General features: G+C 69.9%; 21 protein-coding genes and 1 pseudogene. 15 read left to right on the forward strand and 7 right to left on the reverse strand.

All coding sequences use genetic code 11. The features are described 5' to 3' along the window. Positions 1-4: 4 nt before the first annotated feature. The 7 genes from ABD954_RS05500 to ABD954_RS05530 all read left to right on the forward strand — a co-directional run bounded on the left by ABD954_RS05500 (position 5) and on the right by ABD954_RS05530 (position 6,743). Complete coding sequence (locus ABD954_RS05500) at positions 5-1,510, forward strand: complex I subunit 4 family protein (RefSeq protein WP_345484629.1); 1,506 nt, start codon at positions 5-7, stop codon at positions 1,508-1,510. Between the two features lie 5 nt (positions 1,511-1,515). After that, positions 1,516-2,934 carry an NADH-quinone oxidoreductase subunit N gene (locus tag ABD954_RS05505; protein ID WP_345484630.1) on the forward strand — a complete coding sequence of 473 codons (1,419 nt, stop codon included), beginning with the start codon at positions 1,516-1,518 and terminating at the stop codon, positions 2,932-2,934. Positions 2,935-3,307: 373 nt separating this feature from the next. After that, positions 3,308-3,949 carry a DUF1326 domain-containing protein gene (locus ABD954_RS05510; protein ID WP_345484631.1) on the forward strand — a complete coding sequence of 214 codons (642 nt, stop codon included), beginning with the start codon at positions 3,308-3,310 and terminating at the stop codon, positions 3,947-3,949. Between the two features lie 118 nt (positions 3,950-4,067). Then, the gene (locus tag ABD954_RS05515) at positions 4,068-4,700 is read left to right on the forward strand and encodes a thioredoxin-like domain-containing protein (protein WP_345484632.1); all 633 of its coding nucleotides are present in this window, start codon (positions 4,068-4,070) and stop codon (positions 4,698-4,700) included. A gap of 60 nt (positions 4,701-4,760) precedes the next feature. Further along, positions 4,761-5,198 (forward strand): hypothetical protein, encoded by a 438-nt coding sequence (locus tag ABD954_RS05520; RefSeq protein ID WP_345484633.1) that lies wholly within the window; start codon positions 4,761-4,763, stop codon positions 5,196-5,198. A gap of 115 nt (positions 5,199-5,313) precedes the next feature. Beyond that, on the forward strand, positions 5,314-6,468 hold the full coding sequence (locus tag ABD954_RS05525; protein ID WP_345484634.1) for a sulfite exporter TauE/SafE family protein: 1,155 nt from the start codon (positions 5,314-5,316) through the stop codon (positions 6,466-6,468). Then, positions 6,465-6,743, forward strand: a complete 279-nt coding sequence (locus tag ABD954_RS05530; protein ID WP_345484635.1) for a heavy-metal-associated domain-containing protein — start codon at positions 6,465-6,467, stop codon at positions 6,741-6,743. Before ABD954_RS05525 ends, ABD954_RS05530 begins: the two co-directional genes overlap by 4 nt. Before the next feature lie 43 nt (positions 6,744-6,786). On the opposite strand, the gene ABD954_RS05535 is transcribed toward ABD954_RS05530, so the two are convergent. The 5 genes from ABD954_RS05535 to ABD954_RS05550 all read right to left on the reverse strand — a co-directional run bounded on the left by ABD954_RS05535 (position 6,787) and on the right by ABD954_RS05550 (position 11,785). After that, positions 6,787-8,409: a multicopper oxidase family protein gene (locus ABD954_RS05535; protein ID WP_345484636.1), complete on the reverse strand. Its 1,623-nt coding sequence runs from the start codon at positions 8,407-8,409 to the stop codon at positions 6,787-6,789. Between the two features lie 75 nt (positions 8,410-8,484). Next, a complete protein-coding gene (locus tag ABD954_RS33560) occupies positions 8,485-8,964 on the reverse strand; it encodes a DUF6153 family protein (RefSeq protein ID WP_425584029.1) in 480 nt (159 codons plus the stop codon). A 48-nt stretch (positions 8,965-9,012) separates the two neighbouring features. Continuing rightward, positions 9,013-9,741 carry a SanA/YdcF family protein gene (locus ABD954_RS05540; RefSeq protein ID WP_345484637.1) on the reverse strand — a complete coding sequence of 243 codons (729 nt, stop codon included), beginning with the start codon at positions 9,739-9,741 and terminating at the stop codon, positions 9,013-9,015. 341 nt (positions 9,742-10,082) lie between these two features. After that, entirely contained in the window at positions 10,083-10,493 is a 411-nt protein-coding gene (locus ABD954_RS05545; RefSeq protein WP_345484638.1) for a four-helix bundle copper-binding protein, read from the reverse strand. 632 nt (positions 10,494-11,125) lie between these two features. Then, positions 11,126-11,785 (reverse strand): TetR/AcrR family transcriptional regulator, encoded by a 660-nt coding sequence (locus tag ABD954_RS05550; protein WP_345484639.1) that lies wholly within the window; start codon positions 11,783-11,785, stop codon positions 11,126-11,128. A 247-nt stretch (positions 11,786-12,032) separates the two neighbouring features. Between ABD954_RS05550 and ABD954_RS05555 the strand changes: the two genes are divergently transcribed. After that, positions 12,033-12,599, forward strand: coding sequence for a hypothetical protein (locus tag ABD954_RS05555; protein ID WP_345484640.1), 567 nt, complete (start codon positions 12,033-12,035; stop codon positions 12,597-12,599). Between the two features lie 108 nt (positions 12,600-12,707). Here ABD954_RS05555 and ABD954_RS05560 read toward each other — a convergent pair whose 3' ends face one another. Further along, positions 12,708-13,370, reverse strand: a complete 663-nt coding sequence (locus ABD954_RS05560; RefSeq protein WP_345491979.1) for a TVP38/TMEM64 family protein — start codon at positions 13,368-13,370, stop codon at positions 12,708-12,710. Between the two features lie 158 nt (positions 13,371-13,528). Beyond that, entirely contained in the window at positions 13,529-14,758 is a 1,230-nt protein-coding gene (locus ABD954_RS05565) for an MmyB family transcriptional regulator (RefSeq protein ID WP_345484641.1), read from the reverse strand. 1,235 nt (positions 14,759-15,993) lie between these two features. Here ABD954_RS05565 and ABD954_RS05570 point away from each other — a divergent pair. From ABD954_RS05570 to ABD954_RS05600, 7 genes and pseudogenes are all read left to right on the forward strand, one after another. After that, the gene (locus tag ABD954_RS05570) at positions 15,994-17,046 is read left to right on the forward strand and encodes a hypothetical protein (protein WP_345484642.1); all 1,053 of its coding nucleotides are present in this window, start codon (positions 15,994-15,996) and stop codon (positions 17,044-17,046) included. Continuing rightward, on the forward strand, positions 17,043-17,795 hold the full coding sequence (locus ABD954_RS05575; protein WP_345484643.1) for an ATP-binding protein: 753 nt from the start codon (positions 17,043-17,045) through the stop codon (positions 17,793-17,795). Before ABD954_RS05570 ends, ABD954_RS05575 begins: the two co-directional genes overlap by 4 nt. Before the next feature lie 119 nt (positions 17,796-17,914). Continuing rightward, entirely contained in the window at positions 17,915-18,598 is a 684-nt protein-coding gene (locus ABD954_RS05580; RefSeq protein WP_345484644.1) for a WhiB family transcriptional regulator, read from the forward strand. Continuing rightward, positions 18,595-19,059: pseudogene (locus ABD954_RS05585) on the forward strand (DUF2637 domain-containing protein); the annotation flags it as partial. The gene ABD954_RS05580 and the pseudogene ABD954_RS05585, both read left to right, overlap by 4 nt. 809 nt (positions 19,060-19,868) lie before the next feature. After that, on the forward strand, positions 19,869-20,060 hold the full coding sequence (locus tag ABD954_RS05590) for a hypothetical protein (protein WP_345484645.1): 192 nt from the start codon (positions 19,869-19,871) through the stop codon (positions 20,058-20,060). A 116-nt stretch (positions 20,061-20,176) separates the two neighbouring features. After that, positions 20,177-20,794 carry a plasmid mobilization protein gene (locus ABD954_RS05595; RefSeq protein WP_345484646.1) on the forward strand — a complete coding sequence of 206 codons (618 nt, stop codon included), beginning with the start codon at positions 20,177-20,179 and terminating at the stop codon, positions 20,792-20,794. Then, positions 20,791-22,503, forward strand: coding sequence for a relaxase/mobilization nuclease domain-containing protein (locus tag ABD954_RS05600; RefSeq protein ID WP_345484647.1), 1,713 nt, complete (start codon positions 20,791-20,793; stop codon positions 22,501-22,503). Before ABD954_RS05595 ends, ABD954_RS05600 begins: the two co-directional genes overlap by 4 nt. Positions 22,504-22,615 lie beyond the last annotated feature (112 nt).

Below are 22,615 nucleotides of genomic sequence, written 5' to 3' on the forward strand. Positions count from 1 at the left end.
CCCGTTGCTCACCGCCCTCGTCTTCGCCCCGACCGCGGTCGCCCTGCTGCTCCTCGCGCTCCCCTCCCGTATCCCCGTACGGGCGCTGCGCGCTGTCTGGGTGGCGACGGCCGCCGCCGAGCTCGGTCTCGTCGTCGCCCTGTGGGCCGGCTACCGGACCGGGGGCGGCATCCAACACGAGCTGCAGGCCCGGTGGATCCCCAACGCAGGCGTCAGTTACCACATCGGCATCGACGGCCTGTCCCTACCGCTGCTCGCCCTCACCTGCATCCTGTTCCTCGCCTGCGCCCTCTACTCGCTCCGCGAGAACCGACGCTTCCGGGAGTTCGCCGCACTCTTCCTCTTCCTCCAGACCACGTGCCTGGGGCTATTCGTCTCCCTCGACCTCATCCTGTTCTTCGTCTTCTTCGACCTGTCGATCGTGGCGATGTTCTTCATCATCGCCGGGTGGGGCCACCGCGACGCGAAGCGGGCGGCGCTGAAGTTCTTCCTCTACACGTTCATCGGCTCGCTCGCGCTGCTCCTCGGCTTCATCGGCCTCTACCTGGCCGCTGCCCCGCACACCTTCGACATCGTCGACCTGACCCGGCAGAACCCCCTCGCCGGCCGCTCCACCTACGCCGCCCTCGTCCTGCTCGCCGTCGTGATCGGACTCGCCGTGAAGACGCCGACGGTCCCCTTCCACACCTGGCTGCCACCGGCCCACACCGAAGCACCGGCGGCCGGATCCGCGATCCTCGCGGGGGTGCTCCTGAAGATGGGAACGTACGGATTCCTCCGCATCGCCATGCCCCTGCTGCCGGACGCCTGGCGCCGGTTCGCCATCGTGCTGGTCGTGGTCGGCGTCGTTTCCGTCCTCCACGGCGCCCTGGTGGCGCTCGCCCAGACCGACTTCAAACGGATGGTGGCGTACACCTCCGTCAACCACATGGGCTACATCATCCTGGCGGTCGGCGCGGCCGCCGCGACCGCCGACACCTCCGCCCAGGCCCGCTCGCTCGCGATCACCGGCTCGGTCACCCAGATGGTCAGCCACGGCCTGATCACCGGAGCCCTGTTCCTGCTTGCCGGCGTCCTGTACGAGCGGGGACGGACGTACGAGATGAGTGCATACGGCGGTCTCGCCGCCACCGCGCCCGTCTTCGCGGCCCTCACCGGCGCGGCGGCCTTCGCGTCCCTCGGGCTTCCCGGCTTTTCCGGCTTCATCGCGGAGTTCCAGATCTTCACCGGCTCCCTCGGGCCGAGGCCGCTCGCCACCGCCTTGTCCGTACTCGGCATCCTGCTCACCGCCGGGCTGTTCCTGCGCGCGTTGCGGCAGATCCTCATGGGGCCGCTGCGACTGCCGGACGCACCCGGTACGCCACGCGCGTTCCCGGACGTGCGGGCCCACGAGTACGCGGGCATCCTCCCGCTCCTCGTCCTCGCCGTGATCCTCGGCGTCGCGCCACGCTTCCTCCTCGACGTCATCGAACCGGCCTCCCGCACGGTCCTGGAGCAGCTCGCCCGATGAACGTCATGAGCGAGATGAACGAGAACCCGCTCGACATCCTTCCCGAGGTACTGCTCGCCGCCTCGGCCGTGCTCGGACTGCTCCTCGGCGCCTGGCTGCCGCGCCGCAGGCAGTGGCTGGTGGGGCTGCTCGCGGCGGTGGCCGCGAGCGCCGGCATCGTGGCGACAGCCGTCGCCGCGGCACGCCCCGACGTGACCGCGTTCGGCGAGGCGTTCACCGTCGACCCGGTCACCAGCACGTCCCGGATCGTCGTCCTGGCCGCCGTCCTGCTCGTCCTTGCCCTCTTCGCGAGGCCGTTCCACGCCCACGCGCGTGAGAGCGAGACGTACGTCCTCCTCCAGCTGTCCGCCCTCGGCGCGTTGGTCATGGCCGGCGCCCAAGACCTGCTGCTGCTCTCCGCCGGATACCTCTTGGCGAGCATCCCCGCGTACACGCTCGCCGGCTTCCGGAAGGACGGCCCGGGCACCGAGGCGGCCCTCAAGTACTACGTGGTCGGCGCGCTGCTCGGCGTCCTGATGCTGGCCGGCATCACCGTCCTGTACGCGGTCGGGCGGGCGACCGGATACCCATCGCTCGGGCCCACGCTCTCCGAGGCGCCCGAGGGGCTCGTCGCGGCCGGGGCCGTCGGGCTCCTCGCCGGGGTGCTGTTCAAGGCTGGTGCCGTCCCCGCCCACTTCTGGGTGCCGGACGCCGTCCAGGGCAGTACGGCGCCGGTCGCCGCCTTCCTGACCACGATCCCGAAGATCGGCGCCCTGGCCGCCCTGCTCCGCCTCGGTGAGGCCGTCCTCGCCGACAGCGGCATGCCGTGGCCGGAGGTCGTCGCGGTGATCGCCGCCGCGTCGATGGCTCTGGGCAACCTCGCCGCCTTCTTCCAGGACGACGTGAAACGGCTCCTCGCGTACTCGACCATCAGCCAGGTCGGATACCTGCTGCTGCCCGTCGCCGTCACCGGGCGGTCGGATCTCGCCCAGCCGGCCCTGCTGTACTACCTGGCGGCGTACGCCGTCACGAACCTGGGCGCGTTCGCCGTGGTCTGCGCCCTCCCCCGGGCCACCCGGCTCGCCGACTACCGCGGCCTCGCCCGACGGGCCCCACTCCTCGCCGCGAGTCTCGTCATCTGCCTCCTCGGCCTCGTCGGCACCCCGCCGACCGCAGTCTTCGTCGGCAAGCTGGAGGCATTCAGCGCCGCCATCGACGGCGGCTACACCTGGCTCGCGATCCTGGCCGCCATCAACACCGTCGCCTCCCTCTTCTACTACCTGCGCTGGATCGGCCCCGCGGTCTCGCGGGGTAACGGTGCCGCTCTCACCGACGGGGACCGATCGGCGCGAGGGGTCGCCTACGCGGCCGCCCTGATCTCGGTGGGACTCGGACTCGCTGCTGGCCCCGTACTCCCCGCCCTGGGCAGTTCCCTCGCCACCTAGCGGCCCGCGGCGCGGGACAATGAAGGGAGCAACTTCCCGCTGCGTACCGCAGGGGTGATGACCGTGGTGGTTGCCGTTCTGGCCATAGTTGCGGGGGCGCTCATCGCGGCCGCCGTCTGGTACGACATCCTGCGGCTAAGCGGTACGAAAGAGCGACGCTGTCCTCCCCTGGCGCGCCTGCGGGGGCGGGATGCCGCTCTGGCGGCCGCCGAACGATGGTGCACCGGCCTCCTTGTGCACGGCCGCATCGACGGCGACGAGTACCGGCGGCGGATGAGGACGATCGCACTCGGCCACCGGGTGAGTGGCCGGTTAGAGGCGAACGCGATTTCGAGCGCGCATACCCCCTAGGGGTAACGGGGATCCGGAGTTCATGGACAAGACGAACTGGCACCTCAAAGGCGAGTGGTTCGACGTGTGCAGCTGCTCCATGCCCTGCCCCTGCACTTTCGCCCAGGCCCCCACGAACGGCGCCTGCCTGTTCACGCTGGTGTGGCACATCCACGAAGGGCACTACGGCAACGAACGGCTGGACGGCCTCGGCGTCGTCGCGCTGGGAGAGTTCGCCGGCAACATGTGGGCCGACGACACCGACGCCACCATGACGGTCATGTTCTACATCGACGCGAAGGGCACGCCGGCGCAACGGGACGCCCTGGAAGAGATCTTCCGGGGGAACGTCGGCGGATGGCCCGGCAAGTTCGGTTCCCTGATCAGCGACGTACGAGAAGTCCGATACGCGCCGATCGACTTCGAAGCCGCGCAAGATCTCCAGTACTGGCGCGCGACCGTCTCCGACGAGGTGAGCGTGGGCGCCACCGCCCTGACCGGCCCCACCTCGGACCCCAACCGCCGCGTGCAACTGATCAACGCTCCCGGGGCCGAGGTGGGGCCCGGCCAGGTCGCGACGTGGGGTGTCGTGAACGCGGACCACGCCGAAGGGTTCGCCTTCTCCCGCACGTACCGCGGAGGATCGAGCAAGCACTTCCCGTTCGACTGGCGCCCCAGCACGTGACAGTCGACGGCGTGGCCCCCTGAGCGATCGCTCCCCCGGCAACGGGGGCCGCCGAGGCGACTCCGTCGCGCCTACGATGGGAACGGAGGAAGCCGCGGCCGCGGGAGGGGCGCCGCTCATGGGATATCCCGGTTCGAACGGAAAATCCGCCGCCCGCCGTGCACGGGCAGAGGAGCTGCGGAGAGCGGAACGCGCCCGCGAGCACCGCAGGCGGGTCACCACGTTCGCCGTCTCGGCCGCGATTCTGGCGGCTGCGGTCGGCGGTGTCGGCTACCTGGTCACCAGCGACGACTCGGGAGGGAAGCCGGCCGCGCCGATCGCCGGCGAGCGGAGCTGGCCCGACCTCGGCCGCAACCACGTCACCGGTGACATCGCCTACCCGATGACGCCGCCCGTCGGCGGCGATCACGACCCCGTCTGGCAGAACTGCGACGGCAACGTGTACACGACTCCGATACGGGACGAGAACGCGGTTCACTCGCTGGAGCACGGCGCCGTATGGGTGACGTACACGAACAAGGCCACAGCAGCCGACGTCAAGACGCTGAGCGAGCGCGTCACCGAGACGCCGTACACGCTGATGAGCCCGCGCGCTGAGCAGTCTGCGCCGATCGTCCTCACGGCCTGGGGGCAGCAGGTGGGTGTGAGCAGCGCTTCCGACTCCCGCGTGGACGCCTTCCTCGACCGACACGTCCAGGGGCCGCAGGCTCCGGAACCGGGTGCCACGTGCAGTGGCGGGGTCACATCCTGACCATGCCGGACCAGCGGTCCGCTGCCCGCAGGGTTGGCCGGTGCCGCTACGATGCCGCTCGTGACGACTGCCACGCCCTCCCGCCTCAGGCTGCTGCCTGCGTTGCTGATGGCGTGTGTCGTCGCGCTGTGCCTCACCGGGATGGCCCGTCCGGCCATGGTCATGCCGGGCATGACCGGTTCGATGCCGTCCATGGGCATGGACATGGGCATGGACATGGGCCAGATGATGATCGGGATGCACGCGGCCGAGAACGGCACGGCTCCGGCCGTCTCTGATCCGCACGACCTCCAGCAGCCCTGCCCGATGTCGAATGTCAGTGACTGCGCCCAGCCGTCCGTTCCGCCGGTCGGCGGCGACCGGAGCGGTTGCGCGCACGCCGAAGACGCGCCTACTCCTGCGTTCGCACAGCCAGGGCCGCCCCGCTCCGGTGTCCCGCCGCCCCTCGCTCCCCCCTCGCCTCCTGAACTGACCCGCCTCTGCGTCAGCCGGACCTGACGGCGGCCCGTCTGCGGAAAACCCCTTCCTCGGACGCGCCCGCCCTCACGTCCATCTCGGCACGCGCTCGTACCCGTGCGCTCGTGCCGTCCTTGCCGTTCAGGAGTCTCGACGTATGCCGTCGTCCCTCACCCTGCTCGTCACCGGTCTCACGACCGGTCTACTCGCCGGTGGTGCCTCGTGCGCCGCCGTTCAGGGGGGTCTGCTCGCCGGTGCGGTGACCCGCCGCGCTTCCGCCGACGCGGCGCCGGCCCGCGTGGCCACCCTGGCCGGAGCACGCCGCTCGACCACGAAGGCGGCACCGCCCGCTCCCCCGGAGCCCAAGGCGCTCGCTCCCGTCGGCGCCTTCCTCGCCGGCAAGCTCGTCTCACACGCTCTCCTCGGAGCACTGTTGGGCGTCTTCGGCGACGTGCTCCAGCCCAGCCCCCGTGCCCGGGCCGTGATGCTCGTCGTCGCCGGCCTGCTGATGGTGCTGTTCGCGCTCGACCTGTTCGGGGTCAAGGCAGTGGCCCGGTTCGTGCCCCGGGCACCCGCCTCCTTCGGCCGGCTGTTCCGGCGGAGCGCCAAGACCGAGTCCCTGGCCACGCCCGCCCTCATCGGCCTGACCACGGTCCTGGTCCCGTGCGGGGTCACGCTGTCCGTGGAGCTGATCGCCGTGACGTCCGGCTCGCCGGTGGCCGGCGCCGCCGTCATGGCCGGCTTCGTGATCGGTACGGCTCCGCTGTTCGCCGTCCTCGGCTACCTCTTCCGCCGCTCCACCCGGGCGCTCTCCGGGCAGCTCGCGTCACTCACCGGCGTCGTCGTCCTCGCGGTTGCCGTGTGGACTGTCGCGTCCGGGCTTCAGGCCGGCGGCTGGGTCGCCCTCGACAGCAGCACGAAGAACACCTCGGCAGCCGTTCCGGTCTTCTCCCCCGAGCCCAGCTCCGGGGAGAGCGCGGACAGCGGTGCCGAGGCCCAGGAGCCCGCGCCGAACGATGTACCGGTCCGCGTCGACGCCTCCGGACGGCAGGTGATCACCCTGACCGTCACGGACTTCTACACCCCGACCCAGTTCACGGCGAAGGCCGGCCTGCCCACCACGCTCATCCTCCGGGGCAAGGACTCCGGCGGCTGCGCCCGCGCCTTCACCATTCCCGAGCTCGGCGTCCAGGAGATCGTCGAACGGAACGGCGACACCGTGATCGACCTCGGTACGCGCGACGCTGGGAAGCTCATGTTCTCGTGCGCCATGGGCATGCAGACCGGTTCCATCGACTTCGAGAAGGCGTGATCTTGCGACTGTTCGGCAGCAGGAAGAAGCAGGAGGCGGCCAGCTCGGGCCCTCAGCTGATCCTCGAAGTCGAGGGCATGCACTGCACGAGCTGCGGTCTGCTGATCGACGACGAGCTGGAGGAGATTCCGGGCGTCAGCTCGGCGCGGACCGACGTACGAACCGGACGCAGCACAGTCCGGTTCGAGGAGGGCGCGGTCGTGGACACGGACGCGCTGCTGGCCGCCGTGCGCCGGGCCGGTGAGTACGAGGCCCGCCCGGTCGGCTCAGCATGAGCTGGAGGCGGCCCGACCCGAGTTCCCGGGCCGGGCCGTCGCCCTACTTCAGGTAGCCGAGGACCGTCATCATCCCGGACTCGGCGTGGTAGACGTTGTGGCAGTGGATCATCCACAGACCAGGGTTGTCGGCGTCGAAGTCGACATCGAGCGTCTTGCCCGGCAGCACGATCGAGGTGTCCTTGCGCGCGCCGCCGTCGGCGAGCGCGTAGGTGTGGCCGTGCAGGTGCATGGGGTGCCACATCGTCGTGTCGTTCACGAAGGACAGCCGGACGCGCTCACCCTTGCGGACCGGGTAGCGCTGGGCGGGGTCGTACTTCTTGCCGTTGATGGCCCAGTCGTACTTCGCCATCGAGCCGGTGAGCTTGAACTCGATCGTCCGGTCCGGGCGGCCGGACTCGAGCCGTACGGACTCGGCCGCCTTCAGCTGTCCGCCGTGCACGACCTTGCCGTTGAGCTCCTTGGGACGTACGGAAGCGGCGGGCGCCGCTCCGCCGCCCGTGCGCAGGACGGCCAGGGCCGTGCGGTTCTTGCCCTCGGCGAGCGCGGTCAGCGGGAAAGTTCCGTTCCCCACGGTGACGAGGGCGTCCAAGCGCTCCCCCATGCCGAGCAGGAGCGCGTCGGCCTGTGTCTGCTCGACAGGGAAGCCGTCCGTGTGCGTGACGGTGAACCTGTGGCCGCCGAGGGCGATCCGGAAGGCGGTGTCGCCGCCCGCGTTTATGATCCGGAGCCGGATCCGGTCGCCGGGCTTGGCCGTGAAGGTCTGCGGCTTGTCCGGCGTACGGCCGTTGATCAGGTAGTGCGGGTAGCCGACGTCACCGGCGTCGCCGCCCAGGAGTTCGCTCGTGGCGCCCATGAGCACCCGGGAGGGGCCCGACGGCTTCGGAGACGGGGACTTCTGAGTGGTCATCGCCATGTTCGACATGCCATGGCCCTCGTGACCGTTCGCGCCGCCGGAGCCGCCGGAACCGCCAGAGCTTCCGTGGTCCATGCCGCCCATGCCCTTGCTCAGCTCGGCGAGCACGGCGTCCGGCGTGGAACCGTCCACACCGTCGACCCAGTCGTCGAGGACGATCACCCACTCCTTGTCGTACTTCAAGGGCTCCTTGGGATCCTCGACGATCAGCGGCGCGTACAGGCCGCGGTCCTGCTGGGCACCGGAGTGCGGGTGGAACCAGTACGTGCCCGGGTGGGAAACGGCGAAGCGGTAGTCGAAGGAGCCGCCCGGCTTGATGTCGCGCTGCGTGAGGCCGGGGACGCCGTCCATGTCGTTGCGCAGGGCGAGCCCGTGCCAGTGAACGCTCGTCGCCTCAGGAAGGTTGTTCGCCAGGGTGAGCGCGAGCGTGTCGCCGGCGGTGACCCTGACCTCCTGGCCGGGCAGATCGTCCCCGTAGGCCCAGGAGCGGACCGTCCGTCCGCCGCCCAGATCGAGCCGGGTCTCGACCGCGGTCAGCTTGAACCTGCGCTCGGGGCCGGGCTTGCGCAGCGCTTCCGTCGCGCCGATCTCCTTGCTGTCGGGGGTGAGATAGTCGGCGCTCGGCGACATGCCGTTGCCGCCCGAGGAGTGGTCCATGCCGCTCATCGAGCCTGAGCAGGCGGTCACCAGACCGGTGCCTGCTGCGGCGAGACCGGCGCCGAGGATGGTGCGGCGGGTGAATCGGGACATGACTGTGGAACCTCTTGGCATCGTCGTTGCATGACAGGGCGATGTTCCGCTCACGATGTGGAGCGGGCGGTATGCCTATATGCGCAACAACGAGAGGCGTGTCAGGAGGGACCTGGGCGGGGCCGGCGGCGGTATCGCGCGGAGGGCGTGAGCAAGCCGTACGGCCGGCAACAGCGCCTCGGCCCCGCGACACCCGCGTGCTAGGGCGCGGCGGACCACCAGGAGGAGGCCGATTCCGGCGCCGAGAACCGCCACGCAGGCGGCCGCGACTCCGGCTCCATGGGCGGGATCCGGGTGCGACGCGTGGACCGCGTCGGCCGCCACATGTTCCACCGCCGCGACAGCGTGCGTGGTGGTAGTCATGTGCTTCCCAGACGAGTGCGTCGGGGCCGCATGGTCGCCGGGGTGGCCGAGGACGTGCATCAGCACGATGCCCACGAGCAACGCGACGGCGAGCACGAACCGGCCCCACCCTGTCGCTACCCTGGAGCGCCCTGCCACCTCAGTCTCCGTTCTCCGCACGGATCGACGACCACCGAACTCCTCGAACATCATACGGCTAGGGGGTATCGGCGCTGCTGGCGGAACCGGCGCGGACTCGACTCATCGCTCAACCGTGAGGGCCCGTCGCACCGCCGGCTCCTTCGGGCCAAGGAATGTGGGGTCCGGCTGGAAGGCCGCGTCGAAGCTCGCCTTGCCCGCCGCCATGATCTCCCGTACGCCGCTGTAGTACCAGGTCGCGTTGCGAACGCCGGGGACGCCGACACCGAAGGAATCGACGCCTGCTGCCTCACACAGGGCGACCGCTCGCCGAATGTGGAAGTCCTGGCTGATGAGGACCGCTCGGTCGACACCGAAGATCTTCTTGGCACGCACGCACGAGTCCCAGGTGTCGAAGCCGGCGAAGTCACTGACGATGCGCGCGTGGGGCACACCACGCTTGGTCAAGTACATGCTCATCGCGTGTGGTTCGTCGTAGTCGTGGCGGCTGTTGTCGCCGGTCACCAGAATCACCTTGACGCGTCCTTGCCTGTACAGGTCAGCTGCCGTGTCCAGACGGTGGACGAGATAGGAGCCGGGCTCCCCGCCCCGCAGGCCCGCTCCGAACACCATCGCCACATCGGTGCTCGGCACACTTTCGACAGTCCGCAGCCGGTCGTCCGACACCGTGAAGGTCCACGTCGCCGGCAGAAGCGCCAGCACACACAGCGTCATTACCGCTTGAGCGGTTCGCCGACGCCCGGCACGGGTGCGCGGCAACCAAGCCCGGCTCAGGCTTCCCGGCTTCCGGTCGGTGCGGTAGGAAGCGCGCGTGGCGCTGGGCAGATGCATGGCGTGAGTCTTTCTGGATCGTCGGCCGCGGCGTCCGGCGATCGTCCTCCGCCGGCTCCCCGTCCCTCGGCCGTGTGGTGCGCGGCGGGTCCGCCGTCTCAACGACTCCCACAGTCTTGATCAACGACGACGCCACCCAGTGCGATCCGGTTTCACCTCCAGTGTGATCAGCCTCACCAACCGACGGCGGAGCTCGCTGTTCTGCTATTGCCAAGGCCGTTCCGGGGCTCGGCGACGCCGACGGGCTGCGAGGGATACCGGCAAGAGCTGGGCGCGGACGGCACACGGGGGAGCCCCGGAAGCGCTCCAGCTTCCGGGGCACCCCGTGGGCCCGAGCAGGCTCAGCCGAGAGAGGCGATCAGGTCGTTGCACGCCTGCTCGCAGCGGCGGCAGGCCTCGGCGCAGACCCGGCAGTGTTCGTGCATGTCGGCGTGGCGCCGGCACTCGTCGCCGCACGCCTTGCACGCGGTGGCGCAGGCAGTGAGGATCGCGCGGGTGATGTTGGCGTCGTAGCCGGTGTGACGGGAAAGCACCGCAGCGGTGGCCGTGCAGATGTCGGCGCAGTCGGCGTTGGTTCGCATGCACTTGGTCAGCTCGGCGACCATCTCCTCCGACATGCAGGCGTCCGCGCACGCGGTACACGCCTGTGCGCAGGCGATGCATTCTTCGATGCAGCGGGCGAGCTTCTCGCGGTCGACGCCGCCCAGGTCCGCGGGATAGGTGTCGAGCATGTCGTTGACGGCGGTGGTCATGGTTCAGCCCTCCGATACGTTGGGGTGCTTCTAGCGGGCGGCTGCCCGGCTTTGTACGCGTAACACCGAGCGGGGCGCGGGAAACCGTCTCGCGGCTCGCAGCCGCCGCCCGGTCTGGCCAGTACGGCCGTCTGCCGTGTCATCGGGTCGCCGGCCCCGCGGGAGCGGCATCCAGGTAGAGCCACCGGCTTGCTGGTACGGCCCCGTGCAGGTGCTGCCAGGGCCCACCGCTGTCCGGCCTCCCGGCGGCACTGTGGGGGCTCCGATCCGCTGAGGCGGCGCCGCCACGAGCGATGCCGCCTCGGAGGTCACAGTGAGAGGCACCGGAACGCTGGCAGCCGCGAACGTGACGATCCAGAACGCCAGTGTGGCTAGCGCCCACCGGTTCTGCCCGACGCTGCGCCTGGTCACTGACGACGTGCGCGACGCCTCACGGCTGCGGTGCCAGCGCTTCGGCCACGCCAGCCGCAGCCAGCCGGCCGCACCAGCGCCGTTCTAGGTGGCGGCCAGGCCGCCCTGGCCGGTGTGACGATGATCGGCTTACCGGCGATCACCGCCTCGAACTTGCCGATCTCCTCGGTCTGGGTGTTGTACCTCTTGTCGCACATCGCGCGAAGCTCGCCGTGGTCGGCTCAGTGAGAGCCGTGACGAGGGTGGTGACCGTCGCCGTGCCCCGCGCCATCCCAGGTCGCCGACGTACCGTCCCCGGAGGGACGGTCCGCGGGCCGCAGCCCGGCGAGAGTCACCTCGACGAGCCGCCGGACCGCCGCCTTCGACGGGAGCCCCGCCGCCGCGCCGAGGGCGTGGAGGCAGTACGCGGCGAGCTCATCGGCGGCAACGTCGGCGCGCAACACGCCGCTCGCGGCGCCCTCCGCGACGAGGTTCCGCACGAGCTCCAGGAGCCGCTGGTGAGCCTGCGTGATCACCGGGCCCTGGTGAAGCAGGCCCGCCACGTCGGCGCCGTGGTGGCCGTGACGCTCGTACGAGATGAGCGCGTACGTCTCCAGGACGGCCTGCAGCCGCTCGCCCGGGTCGGTAATGCGGTCCCGAACGGCTTCGAGCTGTTCGAGGTGGTGGATGACCTGCCGCTCATGCCAGGCGATGAGGACCGACTCGACGTCCGGGAAGTACTTGTAGAGCGTCGCCCGCCCGATGCCGGCCTCCTGCGCGATTCGCGACATGGTCACGGACATAAGGCCGTGCTCGGCCACGAGCGCGGCGGTCGCGTCGAGCGTCGCGTCCCGCACGGCGCTGCGATGTTCCTCGATCGTCTCGTTCCACAGCTTCGGCATTCCCACAATGTACGGGACGACGTGAGCGTGACACTATGACTTGACAGAGACAACTTGTATCGAAAAAGTGACGGCACAGCATCCGCCGTTCCCGTACGCATCGGAGTCTTCTTATGTCCGAGCAGGCCCCTCCCCCGCACACTCCCCGGCCTCGCTGGATGACCGCGCTCCTGATCGGTGCGGCGATCCTCATCGTGGCTTTCCTCGTCCTCCACCTGGCAGGCGGCGGCATGCGAGGCCACGGCTGATGGCGATGTCGCCGCGCGTGCGCAAGCTCGCCCTCACCGCTCACGTGACCGCCTCCGTCGGCTGGTTCGGCGCGGTCGCGGTCTTCCTCGCCCTCGCCGTCACCGGACTGACCGCGCAGGATGCGCTGACGGTGCGGTCGGTGTACGTCACGATGGGCGTGACCGGCTGGTACGTGATCGTCCCGCTCTGCTTCGCATCCCTGGCGACCGGCGTGGTGTCCTCACTCGGAACGACGTGGGGCCTCCTGCGCTACTACTGGGTGACCGTAAAGCTCGCGATCACCGTCCTCGCGACGGGCGCGCTGCTCCTCCACATGCCACCCATCAGCCACATCGCGAGCGCAGCCGCGGCACCGGACTGGTCCGGCGACACCCTCACCGACCTGCGGACCCAGCTCGTCATACAGTCCGCCGCAGCCCTGGCCGTGCTCCTGCTTGCGATCGCCCTGTCGACCTACAAGCCCCAGGGCCGGACCCGCTATGGGCAGCGCAAGCAGCAGCGTTCCGGTCCCGATCAGAGGTCCAAGGTGAGCATCGGGCTCCGCACCGGAGAAACACACGGATAGCGTCGTGGGGTCCACGCTCGCCCGCCAGCGGCGGTGAATGAAGCACAGGGATCCCTCGCGGCAGCAGCGGCGACGGCGAGGGTCGCTGACCGACCTGCGACCGACCTGTCAGGCCAAGCTCTCGGCAGCCGGCGTGCCGATGGCACGCCGGGACCGCCAGATCGAGACGGCGGTGAGCGCCGTCAGCGCGACCATGACTCCGACGGAGATCAGGAAGGCCGGCGAGCTCGGCGACGAGGCGGAGGCCCCCGCGACCACGTAGGCAGCCGTACCGGGCAGCACGCCCAGCGCCGTAGCGGCGGTGAAGGAGCGCAGCCGTACACCGGAGAAGGCGGCGGCGAAGTTGACCGCCGGGAATGGAACGCCGGGTACGACACGCAGCAGGAACACACTGCGGAAGCCCTGCTGGGTGAGCCGCCGGTCCAGGGCTAGCAGCACCTTTCCCTTCAGAAACGGCTGGAGCGCTGCACGGCCGAGCCCTCGGCCGAGCACGAACGCGAGGACAGCACCGAGGGTCGTCCCCGCCACGGCCAGCAGCAACCCCTCCGGGGCACCGAAGAGGACCCCGGCCGCGACGTTCAGCACCGGCTTCGGGAAGAACGCCAGGGTGCCGATCGCGAACACAAACACGAAAACGATACCCGCCCAGACGGGCGGGGTGTCAGAGGTCAACCCCTGCGACAGCACGCGCTGGGGGCTCCACAGGAGCAGGGAACCGGCCGCCGCTGCCAGGATCACGACGAGCAGACCCAGCCGAACGGACGGTGTCATATGCACAGGTCCGAGTGTACGTGGACGTCATCCGACCGCCTGAGCCGCTGGCGATAGGCGCGCTCCGAGGCTCCGAGGCCAGACTGACAACGAAAGCGGCGATGGCCGACCTCCTCAGAGTTGTCGACCATCGCCGGCGGTTGTTTGTGGCCCGACGCTCAGATCTCGTCGATCGGGCTCCAGATGTACGGGACCGTGCGGTCCTCCTCGTACAGGTCCCGCCACACCTCTTCGAGATTCTGAATGCGCTTCCTGAGCTGCGGGAGGAGTGCCTGAATCCGTGCCACCGCCTGCTTCGGGTCGGCGGGCAGGATCGCCCTGGTCAGGCGCTTCATCTCCTCGCGGGCTTCATCCACCATGGCCGCATCCGGGATCTTGACGATCAGCGTATAGGCGCCCACTTCGCTGATGCCCCACTCTCCGTCCGCTTCCTGGACCGCCCAGATGACCGTCTGGGTGGAGGGGGAGAGCGTGAGCTGGCAGTTCGGCCCGATCATCCGACTGAGCACGGGCAGCGCGATCCCGTCATCGCCAGCGAGGGCAGCAGCATCCTCGGCGGTGCGGACGGAGAGGCGCCCCGTGATGGCGTGCGCGACACGGCGCCGCGCGGCAGCTGACGGCTGCTCCTGCGACTTCTCACCATGGGCCTCTGACGACCGGGAGCCAAGGGCTGCGTCCACGTCGGCGGGTTCGGCCTCGTCGTCTTCTTTCGCCCACCAGGTGATGACGACGAACCGGCAGTCGGGGAAGTTCGCCGGGTACAGCACGTGGCTGACGACGTCGATGGGCTCCCACCCCATCGCCGGAATGCTCATCCGGAAGACATGCCCGTCCCTGTTCTCCGTGAGCTCGCCGCACGTTTCCCAGATTCGCCGAACTTCGTGGTCCTTGCACACGTCGCCGATGAGTTCCATCAGCTCGCCGGAGTCTCCCCGCCCGGCAAGGGCGAACTTGAGCATGCGGACGTACTCCACCGCGTGCCGGTGCCAGTCGTGGTACTGAGCTCGCGCTTCCTGGCTCGTCAGGGCCCAGCGCATCAGGTTCGCCCCCGGCTCCATCACCCAAGGCCACCACTCCGCCATGGACTGGTTGTAGCCGAGGATGTTCCAGTTGGCGTCGCACAGGTAGGTGGGCGAGGGCATCTGCTTGTCGATCAGCAGGCGCAGCCCGGTGCGGACACGCGAGTCAACGCCTCCACCGGCCGCGGTGTTGGTGCCGAGGTTGTTGTACAGCAGAAGCGCGATGAACTCGTCGCGGTCGAGCTGCAGGAGGTCGGCAAGATCGTCGCACTGCTTGCGGTCGAGGCGGTGCCTGCCGGCGCCGCGCTCCAGGTCGCGATACCACCGTTCGGACCGGTCAATCGCCTTGGCGCATTCCCCCTGGGTCACCCGGCGGCCCCTGCGCTCGCCAGCCGCCCTGCGCCAGGAGCGCAGCTGGCCGGCGAATCCCATGACCTGCCCAGCGTGCGGAAGCTCTCCACGCTCGGGGGACGGTCGGCCGGGTCGAGTGACCACAGGTTCGCTCTCACCACCGTCGTTGCCTGAGGCTACAACTGCCCTGTCCCTGTCCCCGTGGTCTGCGGGGAGGGGCACTGTGGCGCCCATCCACTTCTCCTCGATTGTTCTGTATCCCTCCTGCGGAGGGTGTGTGGTCCCCGAGAGGAGGCAACAAAAAAGAGGGCTACCGCGCCCCGCGCGGCGGCCCTCCCCTGACCTCCATTCAAGAGTACGAGATAGATAGTCGATCTTGAATCGCGCCCCTGGACTTACGTGACGGCTGCCACACGTTCCTACGCTTGCGTAGGTAGCGGGCAGGCGACGATATCGCAGCGTTCAGGAGCGAATCGGACAGAGAACCGGCAGGAATTTGCCGGTTTCAAAACCGGCAAATACTTGCCGGTTTTTTCTTTCCGGCTCGCCACTCCCTTGATCCCCCGCCCACCAGCGAAGACCAGCATCCTGCAGGCTGAACCATTTCGCTTTCTTGATTGGGGAGTTAGAGCCAGGACGCCCACCTCAGCGCGCGGGTTCCAAGCCGGGTCTACGCGCGTAAAACCAGCTTGAGACCACGTTGACGATGTTTCCGGGTCGGGCTTAAATCCTGGTCACCAGCAGGTCAGCGGGCTGACGGCGCCGCATGCGACAGGGGGAAGGTTATCGATCTTGGATAAGGTGCCGCAAGAACTCGGAGGGTTCATAGAGCACCAGAGACGCAATGAACACCGATGACCTCTCGGATCAGCGCTATTTGTAACGGGATTCAGAGCTATGTATGGACTCGCCGACAGAGTCTGCGTATGTTCGTCGTCCCCTCGGGTGATCAAGCCCGAATCGAGACGAGCGATGATCATGTAAGGATTCGACAGTCCAAAACGGACGAGGAAAAAGCGGCGGCGCCCGAGAGCGGCAACTCTCGGACGCCGGACGCCTGAACAGATCACCCGTCCGGGCTGTGGCCCGCGATGGAGATCACATTCACCCGCACCGTCCTTCTCACGGGACCAACCGGTGCGGCTTCACTGAACAGGAGAGTGTCGTATGACCGCCGCTCTGCGCAAGTGGCCGGGGGTTTTGGCCCGCGCAACGAGTGCGATTCGCCGCCTCCCCATGGGGGGTGCTGCCTGATGGCGCGTATCCGAACGATCAAGCCCGAGGCGTTCGAGTCGGAAGATCTCGCCTCGGTCGACGTCACCGCGATGGTGACCTTCTTCGGGCTGCTCACGCAGGCCGACGACGCCGGCCGCTTCCGCGACCACCCCGCGATCATCGCGGGTCGGCTCTGGGCCCTTCGCGCCGATCACACGCCTGCCAACGTCGCCATCGACCTGGAGCAGTTGGCGAGTGCCGGCTTGATCTGCCGATACGCGGGCTGCGACGGGAACGATTACCTGCACGTGGTGACGTGGGAGAAGCACCAAAAGATCGACCGCCCCTCCGCCTCGCGTCGCCCGCGGTGTCCGGTCCATCAGAGCCACCAGAAGTGCGGCGGCTGTTGCCAAGAGTCCTGCCCGGCGGCCGAGCAGACCGACACCGCGCGGCCCGCGGGCCCGGACGTGGCCCAGACGGTTTCGACGCATCCTCGACGAGCCCTCGAATCACAGGAATCGTCCGCTTCGGGAGCGCCGGACACGGCCTCGGAGGCCGTGGTGAGCGGCGGCACCGTACGCGTGATCAGCGAGGGACACCTCGTCCGGGCCGTATCGGAGCCGCCCGGCGAACCCGCAGGTCAGGCGGCATTCAACGATGGTTCGACGAATACTCGCGAGGGCTTGCTGCCTGGATCTAGGATCCTGGATCCTGGATCTTTCCCTAAGGGGGGCGACACCCCCGCCACACCCACCGCTGCGCCGGTCACCTCGACGAAGGCGCTGGTGGCCGAGTACGTGCGGGACTGCGCCCACCGTCCTCCGAAGGACGTCGTGGCCCTCGTCGGCCGACAAGTGAAGGGCCTCCTGAACGAGGGCTTCGACCCGGACGTGATCCGCGCTGCCCTGGGCCAGCTGCGGATGAAGGGCCTGCACGCGACGGTCCTGCCGAGCCTGGTCAACGAGGCACTGAACGCCTCGCGGTCGCCGTCCGCCGTCGGCGCCTCCGGCGGGGGCCCCTGGGCCACCTCCAGCTACATGCCCTACATCGACCCTGCTGCCGAGCCGAGTGGATTCGGAGGCCGGCTGTGACCCGGTACCAACTCGCCGACCCCCAGCCCGCCGTACCGGAACGGCTGCGAGCCCGCCTGGAGGCGAAGCTCGCCGAGCGCGGGATCGACTTGGCCGCCGCACTCCCCGACACCCCGGAGCCGATCCCAGCCCTGGAGGCCGCGCAGCAGCGCATCCCGATCGACTACCGCGACGCCCTGGTGGAGCACCCCGACGTCGCCGCCTGGGTGCGCAAGGTCGCCGACAGCGCGGTCGCCCCGAACACCGGCGGGCTCAACCCGCAGTACGGCACCCCTGGCCGCCGACGGATCGCGCACGGACCGTCCCTGCTGCTGTGGGGGAATCTCGGAACCGGCAAGACCCACCAGGCGTACGCCGCCATCCGGGCCCTGACCGCTTCCGGGTGCGGGGTGGCCTGGCACGCCACGACCGCCGCCGACCTGTACGGCGACGCCCGCCCTCAGGCCGGCGTGGACCTGGAGCACCAGCTCCGCCGGATCGTCCGGGTGCCCCTGCTGCTCCTGGATGACCTGGGGGCGGCGAAGACATCGGCCTGGAACGAAGAGGTGCTCTTCCGGCTGGTGAACTGGCGCTGCCAGAACAGACTTCCGACGGTCTTCACCACCAACCTGCCGCCGGTCCGCCAGCTCGCCGATTCCCCCGGCCAGCCGGTCCTGCGCGACCTGGTCGGCGACCGGGTGCTGAGCCGCCTGTCCGGCATGTGCACCCCGGTCCGCTTCACCGGCCCCGACCGCCGTTTCCAGCGCTGACGCGCGTCCCTTCATCTCCTCGGCCCGCCGCCGCAGTCGGGCCCCCTCCGCCCCGCCCTGCCCTTCCGCCGCCCGAGCGGCATCGAAGAGGCCCGAGGCGTACCCGAAAAGACACCCTGATGCGCTACATCACGACCAACACCGGCCCCCAGCCGACCATCCGCTCGATCTCGGACCACAGCTGGCACGCCCGCGCCGCCTGCTACGGCATCGACCCCGAGGAGGCCGACCGGCTGTTCTTCCACGGCCCCCGCAACACCCGCGACCGGCAGCAGGCCAAGCAGGTCTGCGCCGCCTGCCCCGTGCGGCTCGACTGCCTCAACTTCGCCCTGGAGAACAAGGCCGAGTGGGGGATGTGGGGCGGGCTGACCCTGAAAGAGCGGGCCAAGTGGCGTGAGCAGCTCGATGGCCGCCTCGACTACAGCCGGGTGCGCTCGGCGATCAACGGGCGGGACATCCACCTCAGCAGTCTCGAGCGCAAGGCCATCATCCGCTATGCCTGCGCCAGGGGCTGGAGTGCCACCCGCCTCGCCCACATCCTGCGCGTCACGGTCGACTGGGCCCGGGACGTGATGCGCGAGGAGTCGCACGCGATCGAGGACCGTGACCGGCACAACGTGCACTCCGACCCCACGCCGGCCGTGACCGCTCGCGAGGCCACGGCTCGCGGCGAGAAGCCGCCGACGAGCACCGTCCACGACGCGGACAGTCCGGACATCGAGCGCAGTGACGAGGACATCGTCCCGGTGGACCGGCACGTCCACGCGCCCGTCCTGTTCGACGAGCTCCGAAAGGCAGCATGACCCACCCTCATGATCCGACCGAGCGTCCCTCCACGCGGGATGCCGAGCAGTACGTCCTCGTCACCGCCGGCGCCGTCATCGTGGCCCTCACCATCGCGTCCTTCTGGCTGTCCTACGCCCACCTGGCCGAAGTCGCCGGCCAACATGGGCTGGGCGGTTCCGTAGTCCGGCAGTGGGCCTGGCCCGCGACGGTGGACGCCTTCATCGTCACCGGTGAACTGCTGATGCTCCGCGCGGGCCTGAAGCGGGTGACGGACGGCTGGGCGATCGGTCTCACGGTCACGGGTTCGGTGGGCTCGATTGCCCTGAACGTCGCGGGCGTCCACGGCAGCACCGACGCCCCGGTCCCGCTGCTCGACTACATCGTCGCCGCCGTCCCTCCGACCGCTGCCCTGCTGGCCTTCGGTGTCCTGATGCGACAGATCCACCAACTCGTCGCGCCTCGCAGTCGGCACGACGAAGCGCCCACACCGACGACGGCGCCGGGGACCGAAGCCGTGGTCGAAGGGGACCGGGGTCGCTTCCAGCAGAGCACTGCGGGGACCGTGGAAGTGGGGACCGCCGGTCCCCGGGAAAGGGACGGCCTCAACGCAGCGTCCCCGGTCCCCACCGCCGCCCTCAGGAAGGCGAGTGCCACAGGGGACGGTCCCCAGCCGGGCACGCACTCGGTCCCGCGCCTGGAGCACGACGGCCGAGTGTCCGGTCCCCGCGGACAGGATGAGGGGACCAGGGAGCGTTGGGTCCGGGCAGGCAACGGTCCCCGCCCTGGCGCTCGGACGAACACCATGGCCACCCGGGCGGCTCCTCAGTCCTCTCACCGGGATACCGGCCGGAAGCCGCTGGCCAGAGGCGACCGTCCCCTGCACGAGCACGCCAACCCGGAAGCAGACCTTGACCTGCCCCTCCCCCACCCGCCCCCGGAGGACGGTCGCGATGGCGAGGGGGACCGGGAACCCCACGGGGACCGTCCCGACACCGACGGGGACCAGGAAGCCCGGGGGGGCCGTCCCGACACTCACGGGGACCAAGAACCGTCCGTGGGTCCGAAGGGCCGGCGGCCACGTGCCCCACGGCTGACCGAGGACGAGATCATCGAGCTGGTCCGTCCCCATATCCCCGAGGTACTGAAGCGGGACGGCAACGAAGCCGTCACCCGCGTCCAGCTCAGAGGGATCATGCGCGAACACAAGATCCCCATCCGAAACGACCGGTTGACCCCGGTTCTGAAGCGTCTGCGTACGCCGCAGGCCACGGCCGCGAGGAGCGCGCGATGAAGACCTGCCGGGAGTTCGCCCGGATCAAGGCCAGGTACACGCAGGAAACCACCTACCTGCTCAATCACGCCGCCCGGCACCAGGGCTCGCCGACCGCAAAAGGCAGCAGCGGGCTGGCCCAGGGAAGCAAACACCGCATGGCCAAGGACCTGTCCGGACACGTCGCACGCTGCCTCGAATGCGGATAGCCCCAGCGGTAGCCGAGAAGCCCCGGCAACCCGCTGGGCCTTCTCGGCTCCGCCAAACCGCTCCGACGCCGTGCCCGGAGCGGTCCCGCTCTTCCCCGACCCAAGGACCCGGCCCCGTGACGAACCAGCAGAACACCCCCACCCCCACCGGCAGGCGGAAGACCGACAACTCGGTGCGGGAGGGAGCAAGTTGGGGCGGAAGCGTAGCTTCCGTCGAGCCCGCCCCCGAAGGGGCGGGAGAGGACCTGCACCAGGGGGCGCAGGTCCCGGAGGCTTCGACCGGGGGCGGATCGAAGCCGGAGGAAGAGCAGAAGTCGAAGCCGCGCCGTCGCGAGCGCCGTGCGCGCCAGCGACCACGTCAGCCGCCGGCGAAGAAGCGTCTTCGCCAGCCCAACACCCGTTTCAACGAAGACGAGTATGCGCTGATCGTCGCCGCCGCCGCTGCTTGCAACCTGTCCGTCGCCGGCTTCCTCGCCCGTGCCGCGCTCGCCGCAGCCCGCGATCTCGAGCGCACGAGCGCCGAGGTCGCCGACGACCGTGACGTGATCACCGCTCTGTTCGACAGCCGACGCAAGCTCGGCTGGGCCGGCAGCAATCTCAACCAGGCCGTGAAGGCGCTCAACTCCGGCGCGGACGCACCTCAGCTGCAGGCAACCCTCGCGGCCGTGCGACGCGCGGCCGAAGCGGTCCATGCTGCCGCGACCGCGGTTCTCGACCGGCAGCAGGCGGCATGATCCCGAGCGTCAACGAGCCCGGCGACCGGACCATCGGCCTGCTCGCCTACCTCTACGGCCCCGGCAAGCGCGAGGAGCACGTCGACCCGCACCTCGTCGCCTCGTTCGACGGCATGGCCCCCGACCCCGGCCGCGATCCGCAGGCCACCCTGAAGGACCTCCAGCAGCTCCTGGACCAGCCCGTCCAAGCTCTCCCCAAGCACGCCCGGCCCGCAAAGCACGTCTGGCACACCTCCGTACGCACCGCGCCCGGAGACCGGACGCTGTCCGACGCGGAGTGGGCCGAGGTGGCCCGCCGGATCGTCGCCGCGACCGGGATCGACCCGGGCGAGGGACGGCCCGGCTGCCGATGGGCCGCCGTACGGCACGCAGAGGACCACATCCACATCGTCGCCACCCTCGTGCGCGAGGACGGCACCCGGCCCGACGACTTCCGCTCCGGCAAACGCGCCCAGGCCGAGGTCCGGCTCATCGAGAAGGAGTTCGGCCTGCACCAGGTCGCGCCCGGGGACGGCACCGCCGCTCAGCGGCCCACCAGCGCCGAGCGGCACAAGGCCGAGCGCCAGGGCCGCGAGCGGACCGCCCGCGAGGAACTCCGTGAGACCGCACGACGCGCCGTCGCCGGCGCCCAGGGCGAGAAGGAGTTCTTCGACCGGCTGGCCGCCGCCGGCCTCCTGGTGAAGAAGCGCGTCGCTCCCTCCGGTGATCTGCTCGGATACAAGGTCGCGCTGCCCGACGACCGCAACAAGGACGGTGAGCCCGTCTACTACCCCGGCGCCCGTCTCGCCCCCGACCTCTCCCTGCCCCGCATCCGAGAGCGCTGGTCCGCAGATGCCCCCGGAGGAGACGACATCCCGGCCGAAGTACCGAGACGGGCAGGGCCGGGAGCGCCGGCAGCCGCGCGCCGACGGACGGCGGCTGCGGCCTGGCAGGCTGTCATGGTCGTCGAGCAGGGCGACGACGCGGTCGCCGCCGCCTACATCGCCGCCGCGGGAGAGGTCCTCGACGCGCTCGCCAAAACGTCCGCCGCCCACACCCGCCGGGAACTACGAGAAGCCGCCTGGGCATTCGAGCGGGCCTCCCGCTCCCACGTCCGCGCCGTGCGCGGGCACGACCGTGCCCTGCGGCAGGCCGCCCGTGAACTCGTCCACGGCGGGCCGGCCCTCGGTCGCGGGGAGGACGGCGCCACGACGGCCATGGCGATCGACATGCTGTTCTTCCTGATCACCGCCATCGCGCACTGGCACGCCAGGAAGGACCACGCCCAGCAGGCGGAAGCCGCTCACCGGGCCGCCGAGCACCTCCGAACCGCCTACCGGGCCGCCGCCGACCATCCGCTCGCCGTGCTCCACCAGCGCGGTCGGCGCCTCGCCCGCCCCCTGCTACAGCTGCAGAGCGCCGTCGTACGAAGCGCGATCCCCGATCTCGCCGAGCAGGTCCTCGCCGAACCCGGCTGGTACGCCCTGGCGGCCACCCTCGCCGACGCCGAGGCCGCCGGCCATGACCCGGCCACACTCCTCACCGAAGCCGCCGGACGCCGCGAACTCAACACCGCAGAGCGCGTCAGCGACGTCCTGGTCTGGCGACTGCGCCGGGCCGCGGACCTTCCCGCCGACGCAGCCGGAATGAACCCCGTCAGGCGGTCGTCCTCCGGAGCATCACGCACAGCGTCCCAGGAGCAGAACGTGACGCGGCGCCCTAACCGATAGGCCCCTGCTCTGACAACCGCACTGGCCCGACCGCCGACCAGCCCACATCACGGCGGGCGGGCGCATGCGGCTGACGGACGTCGAGCCCCCGCTCGAGGCTCGTGCCCAGGCC

The organism is Streptomyces roseoviridis (assembly GCF_039535235.1).
Taxonomy (GTDB): domain Bacteria; phylum Actinomycetota; class Actinomycetes; order Streptomycetales; family Streptomycetaceae; genus Streptomyces; species Streptomyces roseoviridis.

What these genes read in the sequence shown, in the direction of transcription:
- ABD954_RS05505 (WP_345484630.1), top strand. Translation starts at nt 1,516, where the DNA reads ATGAGCGAGATGAACGAGAACCCGCTCGACATCCTTCCCGAGGTACTG.
- ABD954_RS05510 (WP_345484631.1), top strand. Translation starts at nt 3,308, where the DNA reads ATGGACAAGACGAACTGGCACCTCAAAGGCGAGTGGTTCGACGTGTGC.
- ABD954_RS05515 (WP_345484632.1), top strand. Translation starts at nt 4,068, where the DNA reads ATGGGATATCCCGGTTCGAACGGAAAATCCGCCGCCCGCCGTGCACGG.
- ABD954_RS05525 (WP_345484634.1), top strand. Translation starts at nt 5,314, where the DNA reads ATGCCGTCGTCCCTCACCCTGCTCGTCACCGGTCTCACGACCGGTCTA.
- ABD954_RS05535 (WP_345484636.1), bottom strand. Translation starts at nt 8,409, where the DNA reads ATGTCCCGATTCACCCGCCGCACCATCCTCGGCGCCGGTCTCGCCGCA.
- ABD954_RS33560 (WP_425584029.1), bottom strand. Translation starts at nt 8,964, where the DNA reads ATGATGTTCGAGGAGTTCGGTGGTCGTCGATCCGTGCGGAGAACGGAG.
- ABD954_RS05540 (WP_345484637.1), bottom strand. Translation starts at nt 9,741, where the DNA reads ATGCATCTGCCCAGCGCCACGCGCGCTTCCTACCGCACCGACCGGAAG.
- ABD954_RS05545 (WP_345484638.1), bottom strand. Translation starts at nt 10,493, where the DNA reads ATGACCACCGCCGTCAACGACATGCTCGACACCTATCCCGCGGACCTG.
- ABD954_RS05550 (WP_345484639.1), bottom strand. Translation starts at nt 11,785, where the DNA reads ATGCCGAAGCTGTGGAACGAGACGATCGAGGAACATCGCAGCGCCGTG.
- ABD954_RS05555 (WP_345484640.1), top strand. Translation starts at nt 12,033, where the DNA reads ATGGCGATGTCGCCGCGCGTGCGCAAGCTCGCCCTCACCGCTCACGTG.
- ABD954_RS05560 (WP_345491979.1), bottom strand. Translation starts at nt 13,370, where the DNA reads ATGACACCGTCCGTTCGGCTGGGTCTGCTCGTCGTGATCCTGGCAGCG.
- ABD954_RS05570 (WP_345484642.1), top strand. Translation starts at nt 15,994, where the DNA reads ATGGCGCGTATCCGAACGATCAAGCCCGAGGCGTTCGAGTCGGAAGAT.
- ABD954_RS05580 (WP_345484644.1), top strand. Translation starts at nt 17,915, where the DNA reads ATGCGCTACATCACGACCAACACCGGCCCCCAGCCGACCATCCGCTCG.
- ABD954_RS05590 (WP_345484645.1), top strand. Translation starts at nt 19,869, where the DNA reads ATGAAGACCTGCCGGGAGTTCGCCCGGATCAAGGCCAGGTACACGCAG.
- ABD954_RS05600 (WP_345484647.1), top strand. Translation starts at nt 20,791, where the DNA reads ATGATCCCGAGCGTCAACGAGCCCGGCGACCGGACCATCGGCCTGCTC.